14 protein-coding genes are annotated in these 21504 nt (G+C 61.5%); 8 read left to right on the plus strand and 6 right to left on the minus strand.

What is annotated here, in order from left to right:
• Positions 1-136 precede the first annotated feature (136 nt).
• Positions 137-448 (plus strand): Mpo1-like protein, encoded by a 312-nt coding sequence (locus JFU37_RS22665; protein WP_201119017.1) that lies wholly within the window; start codon positions 137-139, stop codon positions 446-448.
• Between the two features lie 27 nt (positions 449-475).
• On the plus strand, positions 476-1066 hold the full coding sequence (locus JFU37_RS22670; protein ID WP_201119019.1) for an HD domain-containing protein: 591 nt from the start codon (positions 476-478) through the stop codon (positions 1064-1066).
• A 92-nt stretch (positions 1067-1158) separates the two neighbouring features.
• On the opposite strand, the gene JFU37_RS22675 is transcribed toward JFU37_RS22670, so the two are convergent.
• Positions 1159-1974 (minus strand): UDP-2,3-diacylglucosamine diphosphatase, encoded by an 816-nt coding sequence (locus tag JFU37_RS22675; protein ID WP_201119022.1) that lies wholly within the window; start codon positions 1972-1974, stop codon positions 1159-1161.
• Positions 1975-2104: 130 nt separating this feature from the next.
• Here JFU37_RS22675 and JFU37_RS22680 point away from each other — a divergent pair, with 130 nt between their 5' ends.
• Together JFU37_RS22680 and JFU37_RS22685 are read left to right on the plus strand one after the other, a co-directional pair.
• On the plus strand, positions 2105-2869 hold the full coding sequence (locus JFU37_RS22680) for a helix-turn-helix transcriptional regulator (RefSeq protein ID WP_201119024.1): 765 nt from the start codon (positions 2105-2107) through the stop codon (positions 2867-2869).
• Between the two features lie 156 nt (positions 2870-3025).
• Positions 3026-3919 carry a DMT family transporter gene (locus tag JFU37_RS22685; RefSeq protein WP_201119027.1) on the plus strand — a complete coding sequence of 298 codons (894 nt, stop codon included), beginning with the start codon at positions 3026-3028 and terminating at the stop codon, positions 3917-3919.
• On the opposite strand, the gene JFU37_RS22690 is transcribed toward JFU37_RS22685, so the two are convergent.
• From JFU37_RS22690 to recQ, 4 genes are all read right to left on the minus strand, one after another.
• Entirely contained in the window at positions 3913-4200 is a 288-nt protein-coding gene (locus tag JFU37_RS22690; protein ID WP_201119029.1) for a SelT/SelW/SelH family protein, read from the minus strand. The genes JFU37_RS22685 and JFU37_RS22690 overlap by 7 nt on opposite strands.
• Positions 4201-4232: 32 nt before the next feature.
• Positions 4233-6020 carry a FimV/HubP family polar landmark protein gene (locus JFU37_RS22695; RefSeq protein ID WP_201119031.1) on the minus strand — a complete coding sequence of 596 codons (1788 nt, stop codon included), beginning with the start codon at positions 6018-6020 and terminating at the stop codon, positions 4233-4235.
• A gap of 127 nt (positions 6021-6147) precedes the next feature.
• On the minus strand, positions 6148-6582 hold the full coding sequence (locus JFU37_RS22700; RefSeq protein ID WP_201119034.1) for a MarR family transcriptional regulator: 435 nt from the start codon (positions 6580-6582) through the stop codon (positions 6148-6150).
• 119 nt (positions 6583-6701) lie between these two features.
• A complete protein-coding gene (gene recQ / locus JFU37_RS22705; protein WP_201119036.1) occupies positions 6702-8828 on the minus strand; it encodes a DNA helicase RecQ in 2127 nt (708 codons plus the stop codon).
• A gap of 396 nt (positions 8829-9224) precedes the next feature.
• On the opposite strand from recQ, the gene JFU37_RS22710 reads away from it, so the two are divergent.
• The 4 genes from JFU37_RS22710 (at position 9225) to lapD (ending at position 13179) form a co-directional block, all read left to right on the plus strand.
• Positions 9225-9812, plus strand: coding sequence for a UPF0149 family protein (locus JFU37_RS22710; protein ID WP_201119038.1), 588 nt, complete (start codon positions 9225-9227; stop codon positions 9810-9812).
• A gap of 9 nt (positions 9813-9821) precedes the next feature.
• A complete protein-coding gene (locus tag JFU37_RS22715) occupies positions 9822-10226 on the plus strand; it encodes a YbaN family protein (protein ID WP_201119040.1) in 405 nt (134 codons plus the stop codon).
• Between the two features lie 283 nt (positions 10227-10509).
• Positions 10510-11217: a cysteine protease LapG gene (gene lapG, locus JFU37_RS22720; protein ID WP_201119042.1), complete on the plus strand. Its 708-nt coding sequence runs from the start codon at positions 10510-10512 to the stop codon at positions 11215-11217.
• A gap of 21 nt (positions 11218-11238) precedes the next feature.
• Positions 11239-13179 carry a cyclic di-GMP receptor LapD gene (gene lapD / locus JFU37_RS22725; RefSeq protein ID WP_201119045.1) on the plus strand — a complete coding sequence of 647 codons (1941 nt, stop codon included), beginning with the start codon at positions 11239-11241 and terminating at the stop codon, positions 13177-13179.
• A 147-nt stretch (positions 13180-13326) separates the two neighbouring features.
• Here the strand turns inward: lapD and JFU37_RS22730 are convergent, their stop codons facing one another.
• Entirely contained in the window at positions 13327-21399 is an 8073-nt protein-coding gene (locus JFU37_RS22730; protein WP_201119055.1) for a retention module-containing protein, read from the minus strand.
• Positions 21400-21504 lie beyond the last annotated feature (105 nt).

The following is a 21504-nucleotide window of genomic DNA, read 5'->3' on the forward strand; positions in this document are numbered from 1 at the left end:
TCTACCGCGGCCAATTTCCGAAGGATACTAAAGTGGCGCCTATTGTCACTGGCTGATGCCACTGTTCACTCTAGACTCAAATAAACTCCCCGCAGAACAAGTTGCAGTCATAACAATAACCACAGAGATGGCAGTCGTGGAAAACATCAAGCGTTTCAACAGCTTCGCTGAGTTCTACCCGTATTACCTCAGCGAACACAGCAACAGCACCTGCCGACGAATGCACTTCATCGGCACGACGTTGGTCATCTTCATTTTGGCCCTGACGGTCGGCAAAGGCGCGTGGCTATTCTTATGGGCCCTGCCGCTGGCCGGTTACAGCTTCGCCTGGGTCGGTCATTTCTTCTTCGAGAAGAACCGTCCTGCAACCTTCCAACACCCGCTTTACAGCCTGATCGGCGATTTCGTCATGTACCGCGACATGATTCTGGGTCGCGTGCCGTTCTAGGTGCAATCAGTCACACGAGGAAAGCCGATGAATGCCAATGCCCGTTTCACCCACATGCAGGACGGCACGCAGGAAGACTGGGCGATCATTGCTGCAGATTTCAGTGCCTACGCCCGACAATTGCCGACCCGGATTGTGGCGCACCTGAAATTGCTTGAAGGTGATTTTGGCGGCTTCCCGGTGGATCGCCTGACCCATTCCCTGCAAACCGCCAGCCGTGCCTGGCGCGATGGCCGCGACGAGGAATATGTGGTTTGTGCGCTGCTTCATGACATCGGTGACACCTTGGGCTCCTATAACCACCCGGACATCGCAGCGGCCATTCTCAAGCCGTTCGTCAGTGCCGAGAACCTGTGGATGGTGGAGAAACACGGGATTTTCCAGGGGTATTACTTCTTCCATCATTTGGGCATGGACCGGCATTTGCGCGAGCAATTCAGTGGGCATTCGCAGTATCAGGCGACCATCGAATTTTGCGCCAAATACGATGCGGCGGCGTTTGATCCGGCTTACGAGGCGCTGCCGTTGAGCTTCTTCGAGCCGATGATGGAGCGATTGTTTGCGCGGCCCAAGCATTCAATTTACATCGCAGCGATGGAAGAATATTCGCCAGTCTAAAGATCAAAAGATCGCAGCCTTCGGCAGCTCCTACAGGGCAACACGATCCCTTGTAGGAGCTGCCGAAGGCTGCGATCTTTTGATGTTGCTCTTTATGCCGGCTCGGAAATCTTCACTGCTTTCAACTCAGCCTCACGCGCCTGGGCGTCCGCCAACCGATACAACTCGATCGAGCCATCCCAATGCTCGATCAACGCTGTGCACGACTCCACCCAATCCCCGCAATTGAGGTAATCCACCCCGCCAACCTTGCGAATCTCGGCATGGTGAATGTGCCCGCACACCACCCCATGCAATTCGCGTTTGATGCATTCATGGGCGATGGCTTCTTCGAAGTCGCTAATGAAGCTGACCGCCGTTTTCACCTTGTGTTTGAGATAGGCCGACAGTGACCAGTAACCGTAGCCATAACGGGCGCGCCAATGGTTGAGCCAGCGGTTGAGGGTCAGGGTGAATTCGTAGGCCGAGTCGCCAAGGAACGCCAGCCAGCGGTGATAGCGGGTGATCACATCGAACTGGTCGCCGTGGATCACCAGCAAGTGGCGGCCATCGGCCGTCACGTGTACGGCTTCATCCACCAATTGGATATTGCCCAGTATCAACGTCGAATAGCGGCGCAGAAACTCGTCGTGATTGCCGGTGACATAGATCACCTCGGTGCCGCGCTTGCTCATGGTCAACAAGCGGCGAATCACATTGGTGTGCGCTTGAGGCCAGTACATGCCGCCGCGCAGTTTCCAGCCGTCGATGATGTCGCCGACCAGGTAGATCTTGTCCGCGTGGTAACCCTTGAGAAACCGCGACAGGTGTTCGGCCTGACAATCGCGCGTGCCCAGATGCACGTCGGAAATCCACAAGGTGCGCACACGTTGCTTACGGCTGGGTTTGGCAAACTCGGCGCTGGTCATGGGCAACCCTCTGAACACGTTTTTGGCAAGCGTGCGCCGATCGGGTTAATTACCCATGACAGTGGCGAGTCAATCCTGTGACAGGCCCCGGCCGGTGTAGACTGGCCGCATCTTCACCAGGAGACCTGCGATGAGACCGATCCTCACGCTACGCCAGTACACCGAAAACCTGATCGTCCACAGCCATGACCACGCCCAACTGGTGTTCGGGCTCTCGGGCGCGCTGGATTTCGAGGTCGACGGTTGTGGCAGCCAGGTGGTTCAGCAAAGTTTCGTGGTCGTGCCCGCAGGATTCCATCACGCCTGTGGCAGCAGCAATGGCAGCCGTTGCCTGGTACTGGATGTGCCGAGCGATCAATGGGTTTCTCAGTCGTTGGGGGATCACGCCGACGCCAGCCGTCGATTGCTCGACAACGCCGGGCGCCTGCCGCTGGATGCCGGGCAGAGCCAGTTGGTGAGTTGGCTGGCGGGAAGCCAGGTCAGCGACCCATTGATCGCGCAACAAGGTGCGGTGCTGTTATTGGCCAGTCTCAATAATTCCAGACCTGACGTCATGGGCGGTCGGCGCCTGCCCTATGCCGCACTGAATGCGCACATCGATCAGTACGCGGCCTATCCACTGCAAGTGGCGGATCTGGCTCGCGTGGCGGGCCTGTCCAGCGCTCGATTGCACGCCAGGTTCGTGGCTGAGTGTGGACAGACACCGATGGATTACATCCGCAGTCGACGATTGCACCGGGCCGTTGAGTTGTTGCGTGATTCGGCGCTGCCCATCGGCGAGATTGCCAGTCGGGTCGGTTACAGCTCTCAAAGTGCCTTCGCTGCAGCGGTGTTGCGGGAGTTTGGTGCGTCGCCCGGCAAATTGCGCCGCGAGGCTGGCGACAAAAGACAATAGCCTGGCGACAGACGTAACCGTCTTCACACGGTTCAATGTAGGAGCTGCCGCAGGCTGCGATCTTTTGATCTTGATCTTTTGAGGACCGCTGAAAATCAAGATCAAAAGATCGCAGCCTGCGGCAGCTCCTACATGTTTTGTTTATCAAGGATTCCAATGACTCCCCGTACCGCCCTTGGCGCCCTGCATATTGGCGCACTGATGTTCGGCCTGACCGGTGTGTTCGGCAAACTCGCTGCCGCCTCCCCCGCCGTCATCGTCTTCGGTCGCGCCGCGTTCGCGGTGCTGGCGCTGGCGGTTTTCGCGCGGTTCGCCGGCCATACACGCTGGCAGAAACTCGAAGCCGTGGACTGGCGCCGACTGTTGCTCAGCGGCTTGCTGCTGGCCGGGCATTGGGTGAGCTTTTTCATTGCCGTGAAAGTCGCCGGCGTGGCAATCGCGACCTTGGGTTTTGCCAGCTTCCCGGCGTTTACCGTGATCCTCGAAGGGCTGATCTTCCGCGAGCGCATTCGCGCCAACGAAATCCTGCTGGTGGTGCTGGTGACAGTTGGGCTGGTGCTGGTGACGCCTGACTTCGACATGGCCAGCAGCGCCACCACCGGTCTGCTATGGGCGGCGGGATCAGGTTTGCTGTTCGCCCTGCTATCGCTGACCAACCGTGCCAGCTCCGGGCGAATTGCACCGGTACAGGCCGCGCTGTATCAAAACCTGGTCGTCGCGCTGTGCCTGCTGCCGGTGGCGGCACCGCAGCTGACCGAAGTGCGCGCCCTCGACTGGCTGTGGATTGGTCTGCTCGGGGTGTTCTGCACCGCCGTCGCTCATAGCCTGTTCGTCGCCAGCCTGGCCGTGATCAAGGCGCGGACCGCCGCCGTGGTGTTCGCCCTGGAGCCGGTGTATGGCATTACTGTGGCCTGGCTGCTGTTCAACGAAAACCCGACGCTACGCATGCTGATGGGCGGCGCGTTGATCATCGTGGCGATCGTAGTGTCCAGCAGGCTATCGGGTGGTTCAAGCAAGAAGACCGTCGCCGCAGAAGCCGCGTCTCATTGAGTGCGGTCGTTGTGTCCAAGGTCGCGGTCCGGATCGATCTGATCACGGACCCGCTGCTTGAGGACCTTGGCTTCTGGAAAACCACCGTCGGCCTTGCGCTCCCAAATCTGCACATCGTCACAGAATATGTGAAAGACCCCACCGGTGCCGGGCACCAGGGAGACCTTGCCCAAGTCGTCACCAAAGGTGCTGAGCAGTTCCTGGGCCAGCCAGGCCGCACGCAACAGCCACTGGCATTGCGTGCAATAGGTGATGACGATTTCCGGTTTGCGTGCAGTCATGATCGGCGAAATTCCTGAGTCTTAGGGCGTCGCTATGATAGCCCGGCCAACAGGTTCCGGGCCGTCCGCTTGAGTGGTTCGTTACCTTCCTTGAGTATCTCGTTGAGCAACTCGATGGCGCTGTCCAGGTGTCCGTCATCGATGCAGTTCTGGGCTTGTTCCAGTTTGCTGGCGCTGCTGGGCTCCGCCGGCTCCAGGCTCAAGGGTTCAGGCGCCAGTGAATCGCCGGGATCGGTGAATTCGTTGAGAACGCTATTGCCCAGGGACGGCGAGTCAGGCTCATCGAGCCATTCAAGCTCGGGCTCGTCCAGCGTCGACGCGTCGGGCATTTCGAAGACATCGGGCAAAACGTGCAGGTTCGAGGTAAACGACGACTCGATCGGCATCGGTTCGCTCGATGCCTTGGCGGCGGACGACGTGTTTTCAAAGGGGCTGATCAGGTCCCAACTCGAATCCATCGACAGGTCATCCAGGTTCAACTGGAACCCATCGTTGGGAGCCGGTTCGTTTGTCGCAGCGCCAAGAGGCGCGAGAGGCGCTGCGGCGGCCAAAGGCACCGCACTGCTCAATTTCGGACAGCGCACACGGATGTCCTGAAGCTTTTGTTCGTCGAAACCGGCATCGCGCAGGCCGGTTTCCTGCGCTTCATAGGCCGTCACATCACCTTGTTTACCGAGGACTTCCAGCAGCCGCACAGCCAGATCGGTGCGTTGCGGTTCCTTGATCAACGCCTCTCGCAGCAAACCGGCCGCCTCGGTAAAACGTCCATAGGCGAGATAAATATTGACGCCTTCAAGCACATCACCCGTGGGCTTCGTTTCACCCGGTTCAGACACCGGAGGCGACGCAGGGGACTGCGCAACCGCTGGTACGGCGCGACTCAGGACCGGCTGATGCCGCGACGGCAGTTCGGGGCCAGGCTCTGGCACCGTCTGAACCTGCTGCCGTTGACGACGAACAAACAGCCCCAGCACTAGCAAACACACCAGCGCCAACACCCCGAAAATCAGCGGCCAGTGGTTCGCTTCGGCCTCTTCGACAACGGGAGCGGGCACTGGAACAACCGCTACCGGCGTCACCGCTGGCGCCTGTTTAATCTCGGCCAATTGAGTGTGCAGCTCGGTGACCTGTTTGTTCTGCCCGGCGATCTGCTCGTCCTGACCCTGAACCTTCGCCTTCAGCTCATCGATGGTTGTTTGTAGCTGCTGATTCTGCAGCACACTGGCGGCCAATTGCTCGGCAAGGGGATCAACCACCGGCACGGGGACAGGTTGATCGACCCGTGGGGTTGGCGGTTTTTTGCTCTCCGGCGCAGGTACCGGCGCAACGGCCGGCTCGACCGTCGGGAATGCGGAAGACTGGGAATGGGCAAGCGGTTCGTCAGCGACGGGATCAACTCCCGGCGCCCCCGGCGGATCGATAAGCACGGTGTACTCACGCAGCAAGCGCCCATTGGGCTGGTTGAGCTGCACAAGGAAATTCAGGAACGGTTCATTGACCGGTTTGTTGGAGCTCACCCGGATCAGGCTGCGGTTGCCCCGCAGGATTGGTGTGAACTTCAGGTCGTTGAGGAAAAACACCCGGTCGACGCCGGCGCGGCTGAACTCCTCCGCCGTCGCCAGTTTGACCGACAGCTCGCCCTCCTCCAGCCCCGCCGTATCGACCAAGGCGATGTCGGCACGTAACGGCTGATTCAGCGCGGAATGCAGGGTGATATCACCCAGGCCCAACGCGGGCGTCAATGCCGAGTAGGAGACAGCACCACCGACCAGCAGCAACCTGGCGCAACACCGCAATACAACGTGCCAACTCTCGAGCATGAGCATCCCTTAGATAACCAGAACCAACTGTACGTGTTCGCACATCCGGTACGAACACGATATTGCCTAGTAGTTCTTTATAGTCTGCCCAACGGGGTATCTCGAAAGTCTGGCGTGCGGTTATGCCTCAAGATTTTTCCAGGTTGGCCAGGATGTGCCCGTGAACACGCATGCAGGTCTTCAAATCCGCCTCATCGACGCCTTCGAACAGCTCATGGCGCAGTTGGTTGGCAATGGTTTCAATTTGTTCGATCAGGGGACGTGCCGGAGCACAGAGAACGATTTTTTTCGCCCGACGGTCTTCCAGCACCGATTGGCGTTGCACCAGGCCTTGGGCTTCAAGGCTGTCGAGCAGGCGGGCCAGGGTCGGCCCTTCAACGCCAACGCTTTGCGCCAGTTCACGTTGGGTCGGAGCATCGTCGAAACGCGCCAGGTGCAGCAGCACCAGCCAGCGCGCCTGGGACAATCCCAGGCCGGCCAGTCGGCGGTCAAGTTCGGCACGCCAGCCGCGCGACATCTGGGCCAGTTGCATGCCAAAGCGGTGTTGATCGGTTAACGGCATAAAAAACTCATGATTAGACTGAAATAGAGAAAAACTAATTATTAGTCAGCTAAGCATGGCCGTTGTCTGGAGGCAAGGATTGCTCTTTGATGAATCGTTAAATCAATGGGACAGATGACTCACATCTCGAATTCGGACTGCAGTGCCGCCCGAACACAGTACAAAACACCCTCCGGCACTCGCCCGGCGAACAGTGCGGCAATCTCCGCAACCGGCGGCAACTCGCCCTCACCGTCGAGGAACGCGTCCTGGACTTCCCCCATCAAGTCTTCGGGCAGGTCCAGTGCCTGTTCCAGCGACAATTGCTGCTTGCCAATCGCCTCGGCCAGCATGGTGTAAACGTTCTTTTCCGAGCATTGCAGCTGACCGGCGATTTGCAGCGGCGTCATGCCAGCCCGCGCCAGGGTAATCAGTTCGTGGCGCACATCGGCCACCACTTTTGGCGCCTCGACCTGGCCACCCAGCACTTCGAGGAAAGCCTCGCCGTAACGCTCCAGCTTGCGCGCGCCGACGCCGCTGACCGTGGCCATTTCCGCCAGCGAGGTCGGCTGGCTGCGGAGCATTTCCAACAATGTCGAGTCGGGGAAGATGACATAGGGCGGCACGCCGTGCTCTTCGGCGAGCTTGCGACGCAGCGCGCGCAAGGCTTCCCACTGTTCGCGCTCTTCGCCACGGACCAACTGGCTCGCCTGGCTCTTGCTGCTTTTTGCCGTGGTTTGCGGCTTGAGGTCGCGGCGCAGTTCCAGGGTCACTTCGCCCTTGAGCAGCGGCCGGCACGTATCGCTCAGACGCAGGCCGCCGTAGCCTTCAAGGTCGATATCCGCCAGACCACGAGCCACCAGCTGTCGGAACAGGGACCGCCATTCGCTCTCCCCCATCGCCTTGCCGACACCGAAGACCGACAGATGCTGATGACCGATGCTGCGGACCTTTTCGTTGTCCTTGCCCAGCAGCACGTCCACCAAATGCCCCACGCCATAGCGCTGGCCGGTGCGGTAGATCGCCGAAAGCGCCTGACGGGCCGGTTCGGTGGCGTCCCAGGTCTGCACGCCATCGACGCAGTTGTCGCAGTGGCCGCACGGCTCGGGCATATCTTCGTCGAAGTAGGCCAGCAGCGTCTGACGTCGGCAGCGGGTCTCCTCGCAGAGCGAGAGCATGGCGTCGAGCTTGTGCTGTTCCAGACGTTTGTGACGCTCGTCGCCTTCGGAGTTTTGCAGCATTTGCTTGAGCATCACCACATCTTGCAGGCCGTAGGCCATCCAGGCGTCTGCCGGCAGACCGTCACGGCCGCCGCGACCGGTTTCCTGGTAATAGGCCTCAAGGGATTTCGGCAAGTCGAGGTGCGCGACAAAACGCACGTTAGGCTTGTCGATGCCCATGCCGAACGCCACGGTGGCGACCATGATCAGCCCTTCCTCGTTGAGGAAGCGCTTCTGGTGATGGGCGCGTGTGTCGTTGGGAAGGCCCGCGTGGTACGGCAGCGCCGGGAAGCCTTGCTCGCTGAGGAACACCGCGACTTCGTCGACTTTTTTGCGCGACAGGCAATAGACGATGCCGGCATCGCTGCGCCGCTCCGTGAGGAACGCCAGCAACTGCTTGCGCGGCTGCTCTTTGGGCACGATGCGATAAAAAATGTTCGGCCGGTCGAAACTCGAGAGGAAGCGTTCGGCGTCCTGCAAATGCAGGCGATCGACGATTTCTTCGCGGGTGCGCTTGTCGGCGGTGGCGGTCAGGGCGATACGCGGCACGTTGGGGAACAACTCCGCCAACTGGCCCAGTTGCAGGTATTCGCGGCGGAAGTCGTGACCCCATTGGGATACGCAATGCGCTTCGTCGATGGCGAACAGGGAAATTTCAAGGCTTTGCAGGAAGGCCAGCATCCGCGGCTGCACCAGACGCTCGGGCGCCAGATAGAGCATTTTCACTTCGCCACGCTTGATCCGCGCAGCGAGGTCGCGTTGCTGCTCGGCGCTCAGCGTGGAGTTCAACGCAGCAGCCGCAACGCCCAGCTCCTCGAGGGTGGCGACCTGGTCGTCCATCAAGGCGATCAGCGGCGATACCACCACCGCCAGGCCTTCGCGCAACAGCGCCGGCACCTGGAAGCACAACGACTTGCCGCCACCGGTAGGCATCAACACCAGGGCGTCGCCGCCATTGGCCACGCGCTCAATGATTGCACCCTGACGGCCACGGAAACTGTCGTAGCCGAAGATGTCCTTGAGGACGCGTTGAGCCTGTTCGAGCATAAAAACTCCAAAAATCACCGAAACATCCCTGCAAGGCTGGTTCAGAAACACGCAGGCTGCACTGACAAATCGTAAGTGCGCATTGCATGACGCTTCACATTTCAGCCGCGACGCCAGCAGGGCATCACAAAACGCGGGAGTATACCCGAGCGCTGTCCGGCACAGGGCGCCACTGATAAGACACACGAGGGCAAATGCTGATCCCGCGTAGGAGCTGCCGAGGGCTGCGATCTTTTGATCTTGTCTTTAAAAAGCAAAATCAAAAGATCGCAGCCTTCGGCAGCTCCTACAGGGATAGGCGGTGCGCATCGAGGGCAAATATCCCGCGCGGCTGGCCTGAGCGCTCAAGAAGGCCTAGAATTCGCGCATCTGTTTAATTCCCAAGGTAGCCCTTTAATGTCCTTCGCTGAGCAACTAACCCGCCTGCAAGTCTTCCTCGACGCCGACGAACTGCATGACGAGGCGCTGGACTACGTGGCCGCCCACGGCTACCTCACTGCGCTGTCGATCTGTTCCGAAACCGTTCCCGACCGTGAATGGATCGATGCCCTCTTCGCTGAAGAGCCGCATTACGCCGACGACACCGAGCGTGAAGCGATTGAATCCACCCTGTTGGCCCTCAAGGCTCACATCGCTCGCCAACTGGCGTCCGATGAAGAGTTCGAGCTGCCGTGCGACCTGGACCTGGGCGAAGAGCCGGATGATTCCGACCTGCGCGGCTGGTGCATCGGTTTCATGGAAGGCGTGTTCCTGCGCGAAGCAGCCTGGTTCGAAACCGCCGAAGACGAAGTCAGCGAAATGCTGCTGCCGATCATGGTCGGTTCGGGCCTGTTCGACGAGCAGCCGGAATTCTCCGACATCGCGGCCGATGCCAATCTGATGGACGACATGATCGTACAGATCCCGGAAGCCCTGACCGCGTTGTACTTGCTGTGCAATGCGCCAGACGAAAAACCGGCGATCCTCAAGCCACGTCACCACTAAGATTTGCCTATGGACACCCCCATAGGCAACCGCTCCCTGATGTTGCGTTACGTGCTGCTGGCCATCGGCTGGCTGAGCGTAGCGTTGGGGGTGATCGGGATTTTCCTGCCGGTGTTGCCCACTACGCCTTTCCTGCTGCTGGCGGCTGCCTGCTTCGCCCGCAGTTCGCCGCGTTTTTATCAGTGGCTGGTGGAGCATCCACGGCTTGGCCCGTGGATTCGCGACTACCTCGACGGTAACGGCATCCCCCTCAAGGGCAAGGTCTACGCCATCGGGCTGATGTGGGCGAGCATCCTGTTCTCTTGCTACCTGGTACGCCTGCCCTGGGCATGCGGGTTCATGTTGACCAGTGCGGTGTTGGTGACGATCTATATCCTCAGGCAGAAAACCCTGAAAACACCCCGATCCCTGTAGCAGCTGGCGAAGCCTGCGTTCGGCTGCGCAGCAGTCGTGGAATCAGGCGCTGCGGTTTTACTGTGGAGTCCGGGATTCAGGATTTACGACTGCTGCGCAGCCGAACGCAGGCTTCGCCAGCTGCTACAGAGTCGAGGTGGCGGAATAGACGGCGATCAGTCCTATGCCATTCCCATGTAGGAGCTGCCGCAGGCTGCGATCTTTTGCGGTACACACCGACGACCAGCCCTCCCTCCCTGAAAACACCGCCTAGACTTCAGACTCTGCACCCGAGCAGCCAAACATGCCCCGCCGCCTGCGTAGTCCAGGATGGTCAAAGCCCCGACTTCGTCTCGGTGGATGGCTGCTGCTGACAGGTTTGCTGTTGGCCGGGTTGAGCAATGTCTGGGCTAACTGGGTTTTTACGCAGATTCTGCAAACCGCCGAACAGCGCTACGGCTCTCTCGGCCCGGGACAGGGACGAATCGAGGCCTGGGGTCAAATGCTGCAAGACGAAGTCAACGCGCCCGAGCGCGAGCAACTGAACGCGGTCAATCACTTCTTCAATCAGCAATTGAGCTTTGAGGATGACACCCGCATCTGGCATCAGACTGATTACTGGGCCACGCCCGTCGAATCCCTGGTCAAGGGGGCGGCCGATTGCGAGGACTACGCACTGGCGAAATATTTCAGCCTGCGCCACCTCGGGATTCCCAGCGAGAAACTGCGTATTACCTACGTCAAAGCCCTGACCCAGAACCAGGCGCACATGGTGCTGACCTTCTACAGCAGCCCAACGACCGATCCGCTGGTGCTGGACAACTTGTTCGACGAAATCCGCCCCGCCTCCCAACGCAAAGACCTGTTGCCGGTCTACGCCTTCAACGCTGAAGGCCTGTACATGCCAGGCGCCAATGGCGGAAAACGCAGCAGCGACTCGAAAAAACTGTCGCGCTGGCAAGACGTACTGAAAAAGATGCAGGCCGAAGGGTTCGCCGTAGGCGATGGCTAGCCACCACAGCAAGGAGCATTTATGTCACTGCGCAAACAATTGTTTCTCGCCATTTGCCTGTTCTTGCTGGTGGCGTTCAGCGGCAGTTTTTTTGTCGGCCTGGAAAGCTCCCGCGACCAGACGCTCGGCCAACTCCGCTCCCACGCCCAGGACGCCGCCACCGCCCTGGGCTTGTCGTTGACCGCACAAATCGACGACCCTGCGATGATCGAGTTGATGGTCAGCTCAATTTTCGACAGCGGTTATTTCAACAGTATCCGCGTCGTCAACATCGTGGATGAGCAGGTGTTGGTGGAGCGCAACGCGCCGGCGCAGATAGAGGCTGTCCCCGGCTGGTTCGTGAATCTCGTCAACCTGCGCCCGGAAGCTGGCGATGCGCTGATCATGCGTGGTTGGGAACAGGTCGCGCGGGTCGAGGTGTCGAGCAATCCGCAATTCGCCCTGGCCAAACTGTGGGACAGTGCCCTCGGCAGTCTGATCTGGTTGTTGCTGTGCGGATTGCTCAGCGCAGCGTTCGGCGGCTGGCTGTTGCGTCGGCAATTGCGTCCCCTCGACAAGATGGTCAAACAGGCTGAAGCCATCAGCAAACGCGAGTTCTTGAGCTTGCCTAAACTGCCACGCACACCCGAACTGAGGCGGGTGGTGCTGGCGATGAACCAAATGGTCGAGAAGCTTAAAGCGCTGTTCACCGAAGAGGCGACACGCAGTGAAAAACTGCGGGCCGCGTCCTATCAGGACAGCCTCACGGGCCTGGCCAATCGGCGCTTGCTGGATGAGCAACTGGCCGATCAGTTGCTGATCAGCGAACAAAGCAGCGACGGCCATTTGCTGATGCTGCGGATCAACGATCTGATCGGCCTCAACCAGCGTCTGGGCGGCCAGCGCACCGACGCGCTGATCAGCGCCGTGGGCGAACTGCTCAAGCACCTGACCGAACTGCCGGAGCGTCGCACCTGGCTACCGGCGCGTAATCGCGGTGGCGAATTCAGCCTGCTGACGCCGAGCCTGGACAGCGCAGACGCCGTGCGCCTGGCGTGCGAAATCAGCGCCACGCTGGAAAACCTGCGCCTGACCGGCGTCAGCGATTGCATGCCGGTGGCGCATCTGGGCATCGTCGCCTATCACCCCGGCGAACCGGCCAGTCACGTGCTGCTGCGCCTCGATCAGGCACTGACCCAGGCCCGGCAGCACCCTGAACGGCCGTGGATACATCTGGCCGATTGCGATACCTCGCCAACGCCCTCACAACACGACTGGCGCAACTGGATCGACGACGCGCTGACCCACGGCAAAATGCAGCTGTACTTCCAACCCGTCGTGCAATGCGCCGACACCAGTCAGGTGCTGCATCACAAAGTCCTCGCGCGCCTGCTTGATCCTCAGGGCGAAGCGATTGCCGCCGGGCATTTCCTGCCGTGGATCGAGCGCCTGGGTTGGTCGGCGCGATTCGACCTGGCCATGCTCGAAGCCACCCTCGATTACCTCGTGGCCAACCGTTGGCCGCTGGCGTTGAGCCTGTCGGGCAGCACCCTGCGCGATCACACACAGCTGCAACAGATTCTCGAGCTGCTCCAATCCCTGCCCGAACTGGCGCCTCTGCTGACACTGGAAATAGACGAACGCCAACTGCCCCCCCCTGAAGAACTCCAGCGTCTGAGCCACAGCCTGGTCAATACGGGTTACCACATCGGCCTGCAACATTTTGGGGGCAGCTTCAGCCAGATTGGCAACCTGACTCAATTGGGGCTGGCGTACCTGAAAATCGACGGCGCCTACATCCGTGCCATCGACCAGTTCAGTGACAAACGGCTCTTCATCGACGCGATCTTCAGGGCGACCAACAGCATTGATTTGCCACTGATTGCGGAGATGGTCGAGACCCAAGGGGAGCTAGAGACGATCAGGGAACTGGGGGTATTCGGGGTGATGGGCCGGTTGATCGGACCACCTGAGCCGATGTGATTACATAGATCAAAAGATCGCAGCCTGCGGCAGCTCCTACACAAATCCTGTAGGAGCTGCCGCAGGCTGCAATCTTTTGACCTTCAAAACCGAAACAAAAAACCCGCCATCCCCTTTTACCAGGATGGCGGGTTTTGTCGTTTCAGATCACACCGTATCCACCTTCAACGAATGGTCATTGAGCATCCCGTTGATGATCGTCGCCGTGTCATGCCCCCCCGCAATCACCCCGCCAGCCCCTGGCGTGACACCGTAATGGCTGGCCAGGTTCACACCCGCAAGGTCGATCGTCTGATTCGGCGCGGCACCGGCCATGGCACTGACGTCGATACTGGTGACCAGCGTCGCGCCGCTGCCGGTGACTTTGAAGTGCAGGTAGTCATCCAGCGAGGCCGCGGTGTTGTTCTCCCCTTGCAGCAGTTGCGAGAGGTCGAGTTTGTCAGTGCCCGGGGTGAAGTCGGTGACCACGTCGTGACCGCTGTTGCCTTGGCGCCACAGGAAGGTGTCGGCGCCACTGCCGCCGGTGAGGGTGTTGTTGCCCAGACCGCCTATCAGGAGGTCATCGCCGCCCCCGCCCTTGAGTATGTCGTTGCCCAAACCACCATCGATGATGTTGCTATTGTTATCACCGGTGAGGGTGTCGTTGAAGTTGGAGCCTGTGAGGTTTTCAATCCCGGTCAAGGTGTCGGTGCCGGCGCCGAGGGTGTTTTGCGCGGTGAGCAGGCTCAGATCGACAGTGACGCCCGCCGTGGCGTGGGCGTAGCTGGCGGTGTCGATGCCGGTGCCGCCGTCGAGCAGGTCGTTGCCCGGGCCACTGAACAGCAAATCATTGCCGGCACCGCCGTGCATTTCATTGTTGCCTGAGCCGGCCGTGAGCACATCGTTGCCGTCGCCAGCATTGATGACGTTGTTGCCGGTGCCGGCCACCAGGACGTCATCACCCGAGGTGCCGGTGAGGGTGTGGCCGTCCTGATAGCTGATGGTTACGTTCGCCGTATCGCTGCCGCCATGGTTGTCATTGGCAGTGTAGGTGCCATGTGCGTCCGGAGTGAGGTCGTGGGCCCCGGCGTAGTTGACGGTCATGGTCAGTTGGTAGTCCTCGGCGCCCTTGGCGTTGTGGCCACTGTCATCGGTGATGTTGGTGACGTGGATCTGGTAGGTCCCATCGGCCTGCGCCGTGATGGTCCCTCCGTCTGGGATGGAAACGAACGCACCGCCATTGAGCGAGTACTCCATGCTGATGTGGCCAGCCCCCAGGTCGTGGTCCAGATTGAGGGTTTCACCTTGTTTCAGTTTTACGGTGATGAGGTCTTCATCGTTGGCGTTCGCATGATTGACCGCACCCAGGTAGCCACTGATCACCAGCACCGCCGTCATCGCAGCCGTATTGGCAGCAAACAAGTTGCGCACATCGGTCTGTGCCTGGTTGTCAGCGGTGTTGCCTCTGCCAGCGAATGGGAGCGCGCCGGTGCCAGTGAAGTCCGCGCCTTTGGCCACCCAACCGGTATTGAACGTGGTCGGCGTCGCCGTCAGCGGATTGCCATTGACGTCGGTGTCGTTGGTCAGCAGCAACTCACCCGGCACCACGACACTGCCCGACAGCACGTTGGTGATGACGTGGTCATCGACCGCCACCGGCGGCGCGTTCGGAACGACGTTATTGCCGGCAGCCATGCAGCTGTTGTTGACGTCGATGGTGATGGTCGTGGTGCTTTGGTCACCGTCGGCATCGCGCAAGGTGTAGGTGAACGTGTCGCTCGCGCCGGGACCGCTCACGGCGTTCGGGTTGCTGTGGTACTCGGCGTTGCCGTGGGCATCCAGCGTCAGGTAACCGTAGGTGCCATTGATCTGGCTGTTCAGCCCACCGACGACCGGGGTCGAGGTGTCCGAACCGGCACGCACGCCGACCACCCCGCCACCGGCCGCGAGACCATCGGCGCCGCCAACGTCGTTCCACAGCACGTTGCCCGTAACGATGCCGCCCTCCCCGACCGAGGCTGCATCGGCATGGGCGGTCGGCACGTCATCGACGATGTTCACCACGATGGTGCTGGTCACCACATTGCCCAGCGAATCGGTGGCGTGGTAGGTGAAGGTTTCGCTCAGGGTGTTGGCGCCGTCGTTCGCCTGCGGCGTAGTGCTGGCCGGCGAGGTCAGGGTGTAGGTGTAAGTGCCGTCGGGGTTGAGCAGGATTTGCCCGTACGCCCCGTGATCGCTGCCGACCAGGGTGTAGGTGATCGCACCGGTGGCACCGGTGACCGAGCCAACCAGGGTGCCACTGGCGGTTTCGCCGGTGTTGCACGGCTCGCTACCAGTGACGGTGCCGGCGGCCAGGTCCTGGCCGTCTTTGCTCAGGTCCAGCGCTTTTTCGTACACCGTCACGTCGCTGTCGCTGACCGCTTGGATGCAGCTGTTGTGGACGTCGATGGTGATGGTCGTGGTGCTTTGGTCACCGTCGGCGTCGCGCAAGGTGTAGGTGAATGTGTCGCTCGCGCCGGGGCCGCTCACGGCGTTCGGGTTGCTGTGGTACTCGGCGTTGCCGTGGGCATCCAGCGTCAGGTAACCGTAGGTGCCATTGATCTGGCTGTTCAGCCCACCGACGACCGGGGTCGAGGTGTCCGAACCGGCACGCACGCCGACCACCCCGCCACCGGCCGCAGGGCCATCGGCGCCGCCGACGTCATTCCACAGCACATTGCCCGTGACGATGCCGCCCTCCCCGACCGAGGCTGCATCGGCATGGGCGGTTGGCACGTCATCGACAATGTTCACCACGATGGTGCTGGTGACCACATTGCCCAGCGAATCGGTGGCGTGGTAGGTGAAGGTTTCACTCAGGGTGTTGGCCCCGTCGTTCGCAGACGGCGTAGTGCTGGCCGGCGACGTCAGGGTGTAGGTGTAAGTGCCGTCGGGGTTGAGCAGGATTTGCCCGTACGCCCCGTGATCGCTGCCGACCAGGGTGTAGGTGATCGCACCGGTGGCACCGGTGACCGAACCGACCAGGGTGCCGCTGGCGGTTTCGCCGGTGTTGCCCGGCTCGCTGCCGGTGACCGTGCCGGCGGCCAGGTCCTGGCCATCCTTGTTCAGGTCGAGGGCTTTTTCGTAGACGGTCACGTCGTGGTCGCTGACCGCTTGGATGCAGCTGTTGTGGACGTCGATGGTGATGGTGGTGGTGCTTTGATCACCGTCAGCGTCGCGCAAGGTGTAGGTGAATGTGTCGCTCGCGCCCGGGCCGCTCACGGCGTTCGGGTTGCTGTGATACTCGGCGTTGCCGTGGGCATCCAGCGTCAGGTAACCGTAGGTGCCATTGATCTGGCTGTTGAGGCCACCGACGACCGGGGTCGAGGTGTCCGAACCGGCGCGCACGCCGACCACCCCGCCACCGGCCGCGAGACCATCGGCGCCGCCGACGTCATTCCACAGCACGTTGCCCGTAACGATGCCGCCCTCCCCGACCGAGGCTGCATCGGCATGGGCGGTCGGCACGTCATCGACAATGTTGACCACGATGGTGCTGGTGACCACGTTGCCCAGCGAATCGGTGGCGTGGTAGGTGAAGGTTTCGCTCAGGGTGTTGGCCCCGTCGTTCGCAGGCGGCGTGGTGCTGGCCGGCGACGTCAGGGTGTAAGTGTAAGTGCCGTCGGGGTTGAGCAGGATTTGCCCGTACGCCCCGTGATCGCTACCGACCAGGGTGTAGGTGATCGCACCGGTGGCGCCGGTGACGGAGCCAACCAGGGTGCCACTGGCGGTTTCGCCGGTGTTGCCCGGCTCGCTGCCGGTGACCGTGCCGGCGGCCAGGTCCTGGCCATCCTTGCTCAGGTCGAGGGCTTTTTCGTAGACCGTCACGTCGTGGTCGCTGACCGCTTGGATGCAGCTGTTGTGGACGTCGATGGTGATGGTGGTGGTGCTCTGGTCACCGTCGGCGTCGCGCAAGGTGTAGGTGAACGTGTCGCTCGCACCCGGGCCGCTCACGGCGTTCGGGTTGCTGTGATACTCGGCGTTGCCGTGGGCATCCAGCGTCAGGTAACCGTAGGTGCCATTGATCTGGCTGTTGAGGCCACCGACGACCGGGGTCGAGGTGTCCGAACCGGCACGCACGCCGACCACCCCGCCACCGGCCGCAGGGCCATCGGCGCCGCCGACGTCATTCCACAGCACGTTGCCGGTAACGATCCCGCCCTCCGCGACCGAGGTGGCATCGGCATGAGCGGTCGGCAGGTCATCGACGATGTTGACGTTGATTTGCCCGTGCGCGGTACTGCCGTCCTTGTCGGTGGCGACGACGTCGAAGTTCTCGCTGATGCTGTTGGCGCCGTTGGCATTCGGATGCGTGTCGGCGTAATTCAGGGTGTAGCTGTAGCTCACCACGCCCGTGGCCGGGTTGTAACCGGTGACCGTGAAGGTGGCGCCGTGCTCGGTGGCGCCCGACTGCGGGAAACCGACCGCCACACCGCCACTGATCACCGCAACGCCGCCTATGGTCAGGGTTTGCAGGCCATCCGGCGCGGAGACGGTGAAGGTGCCGCTCTGGGTCAGGGCCGGTGCGTTGGGCTCGCTGCCGTAGGTGAGGTTTTTCTCGTAGACGGTCAACTCGCCGCCAGGCACGTCGAGGCCGTTGAGGGTCACCGGGCTGTTATGAATGTTCAGCTGCAGCGTGGCGGTGCTGGTATCGCCGTCGGCATCGGTCAGGGTGTAGGTGAATTTCTCGGTGCCGCTGCCACCCTCGTGCAACGCTTTGAAGTCCGCATCGCTGGTGTTCAGGGTGTAGGTGTACGTGCCGTTGGCATTCAGCACCAAGGTGCCGTAAGTGCCGGTGAACGTGCCCGCCGTAATCGGACCCGAGTTCGGCCCGGTCGGTACGCGGTCCGCGCCTTGCACGTCGTTGGTCAGCACATTGCCTTCGAGCGTCAGGGCTGTTGGCGTGGCGGTAATGGCGTTGCTGTCATCGACTGCTTTCGGCACGTCATCGACAATGTTCACCACGATGGTGCTGGTGACGACGTTACCCTGCGAATCGGTGGCGTGGTAGGTGAAGGTTTCGCTCAGGCTGTTGGCGCCGTCGTTCGCAGGCGGCGTGGTGCTGGCCGGCGAAGTCAGGGTGTAGGTGTAAGTGCCGTTGGGGTTGAGCAGGATCTGCCCGTAGTCGCCAGTGGCGCTGCCGACCAGGGTGTAGGTGATCGTGCCGGTGGCACCGGTGACGGAACCGACCAGGGTGCCACTGGCGGTTTCGCCGGTGTTGCCCGGCTCGCTGCCGGTGACGGTACCGGCGGCCAGGTCCTGGCCGTCCTTGCTCAGGTCGAGGGCTTTTTCGTAGACGGTCACATCGTGGTCGCTGACCGCTTGGATGCAGCTGTTGATGACGTCGATGGTGATGGTGGTGGTGCTTTGGTCACCGTCGGCATCGCGCAAGGTGTAGGTGAAAGTGTCGCTCGCACCGGGGCCGTTCACGGCGTTCGGGTTGCTGTGATACTCGGCGTTGCCCGCGGCATCCAGCGTCAGGTAACCGTAGGTGCCAATGATGTGTTCGTTGAGGCCGCCGATGACGGGGTTCGTGGTGTCTGAACCGGCGCGCACGCCAACTACACCGCCACCGGCCGCGGGGCCATCGGCGCCGCCGACGTCGTTCAACAGCACGTTGCCCGAGATGATGCCGCCCTCCCCGACCGAGGCTATATCGGCATGGGCGGTCGGCACGTCGTCGACAATATTCACCACGATGGTGCTGGTGACCACATTGCCCAGCGAATCGGTGGCGTGGTAGGTGAAGGTTTCAGTCAGGGTGTTGGCGCCGTTGTCCGCAGGCGGCGTAGTGCTGGCCGGCGAGGTCAGGGTGTAAGTGTAAGTGCCGTCGGGGTTGAGCAGGATTTGCCCGTACGCCCCGTGATCGCTACCGACCAGGGTGTAGGTGATCGCACCGGTGGCGCCGGTGACCGAGCCAACCAGGGTGCCACTGGCGGTTTCGCCGGTGTTGCCCGGCTCGCTGCCGGTGACGGTGCCGGCGGCCAGGTCCTGGCCGTCTTTGCTCAGGTCGAGGGCTTTTTCGTAGACCGTCACGTCATGGTCGCTGACCGCTTGGATGCAGCTGTTGTGGACGTCGATGGTGATGGTGGTGGTGCTCTGGTCACCGTCAGCGTCGCGCAAGGTGTAGGTGAATGTGTCGCTCGCGCCCGGGCCGCTCACGGCGTTCGGGTTGCTGTGATACTCGGCGTTGCCGTGGGCATCCAGCGTCAGGTAACCGTAGGTGCCATTGATCTGGCTGTTGAGGCCACCGACGACCGGGGTCGAGGTGTCCGAACCGGCACGCACGCCGACCACACCACCACCGGCCGCGGGGCCATCGGCGCCGCCGACGTCGTTCCACAGCACGTTGCCGGTAACGATCCCGCCCTCCGCGACCGAGGTGGCATCGGCATGGGCGGTCGGCAGGTCATCGACGATGTTGACGTTGATTTGCCCGTGCGCGGTACTGCCGTCCTTGTCGGTGGCGACGACGTCGAAGTTCTCGCTGATGCTGTTGGCGCCATTGGCATTCGGATGCGTGTCGGCGTAATTCAGGGTGTAGCTGTAGCTCACCACGCCCGTGACCGGGTTGTAACCGGTGACCGTGAAGGTGGCGCCGTGCTCGGTGGCGCCCGATTGCGGGAAACCGACCGCCACACCGCCACTGATCACCGCAACGCCGCCTATGGTCAGGGTTTGCAGGCCATCCGGTGCGGAGACGGTGAAGGTGCCGCTCTGGGTCAGGGCCGGTGCGTTGGGCTCGCTGCCGTAGGTGAGGTTTTTCTCGTAGACGGTCAACTCGCCGCCAGGCACGTCGAGGCCGTTGAGGGTCACCGGACTGTTATGAATGTTCAGCTGCAGCGTGGCGGTGCTGGTATCGCCGTCGGCATCGGTCAGGGTGTAGGTGAATTTCTCGGTGCCGCTGCCACCCTCGTGCAACGCTTTGAAGTCCGCATCGCTGGTGTTCAGGGTGTAGGTGTACGTGCCGTTGGCATTCAGCACCAGGGTGCCGTAAGTGCCGGTGAACGTGCCCGCCGTAATCGGACCCGAGTTCGGCCCGGTCGGTACGCGGTCCGCGCCTTGCACGTCGTTGGTCAGCACGTTGCCTTCGAGCGTCAGGGCCGTTGGCGTGGCGGTAATGGCGTTGCTGTCATCGACTGCTTTGGGCACGTCATCGGTGATGTTGATGTCCAGCGAACCTGTGGCGGTATCGCCGTTGCTGTCGCCGGCCACCACGCTGAAATGTTCGATGAGGTTGTTCGCGCCGTCACCGGCCGAATGGGTTTCGTTGCCGTTGAGGGTGTAGCTGTAACTCACCACGCCGGTCGCCGGGTTGTAGCCGGTGACGGTCAGGGTGTTGCCCAACTGAGTGGTGATCGATTGCGGAAAGCCCGCGGCCACACCGCCGCTGATCACACTGATGCCGCCGATATTGAGGGACAACAGGCCGTCAGGGGCCGTCACGGTGAAGGTGCCGCTTTGGGTCAGGGCCGAAGGATTGCTCGCCGAGCCATCGGGCAGATTCGCTTCGTTGAGGGTCAGCTCACCGCCGGAAGTGTCGAGACCGCCGAGGGTGACCGGATGGTTGACCGCCGGCGGTGGCGGCACGTTTGGCGGCACGTCTGGCACCACATCTGGCACCACGTCTGGCACCACCACCTCTGGCACCACGCCTGCCACCACATCTGCCGCCGGGGTGTTGCCGCTGATATCGCCGTTGTGGCGTCCTTCAGGGAATTCAGGAATGCCGCCAAACCCGGCTGTAGGGAAGCCGATCGTAGGATCGATGTGCCCGCCCACTTCTTCCAGCATCACAAAACTGTGACCGCCGCCTAATGCGCCGCCGGGAGCGCCTGTCGCACTTGGGCCCGCCGCCGTGGCTTCACCGGTTTGCGTCGGGTCGGCGCCGGCTGCGATGGCTTTTTGCAGTTGTTCGACATCGGTCAGCTGCGCTTCGCTCGGCGTGACCGCTTCAGGTGTGTCGACGTGCGGCGCCTGATGCGCAAGCAGTTGCGAATTCATTTGCAGACTGCTGTCACGCCCGAGCGTCAGCTCCTGGCCATTTTGCAGATGCACCGCCACCGCGCCTTCAGCCCCGGTAACCAGTTGATCGCCGGCGAACAATCGGTCTCCCTCGATCAAGGCGCGCCGAGTGCCATCGCTCGCGACCGCGAACGCCTGACCGATGACCTTACTGACGATACCGATGAGCGTTGCCATGTGCATTTCCTCCGCAGCCAACTGCGTGTTGGCATCCTGTTTTTTGCGAAGAACGTGCTCATGGCTCAAGCAGGTTGTCTGGCGAGTCGTCTTCCCCCAGGGGCA

Source organism: Pseudomonas sp. TH41, assembly GCF_016650695.1.
Taxonomy (GTDB): Bacteria; Pseudomonadota; Gammaproteobacteria; order Pseudomonadales; family Pseudomonadaceae; genus Aquipseudomonas.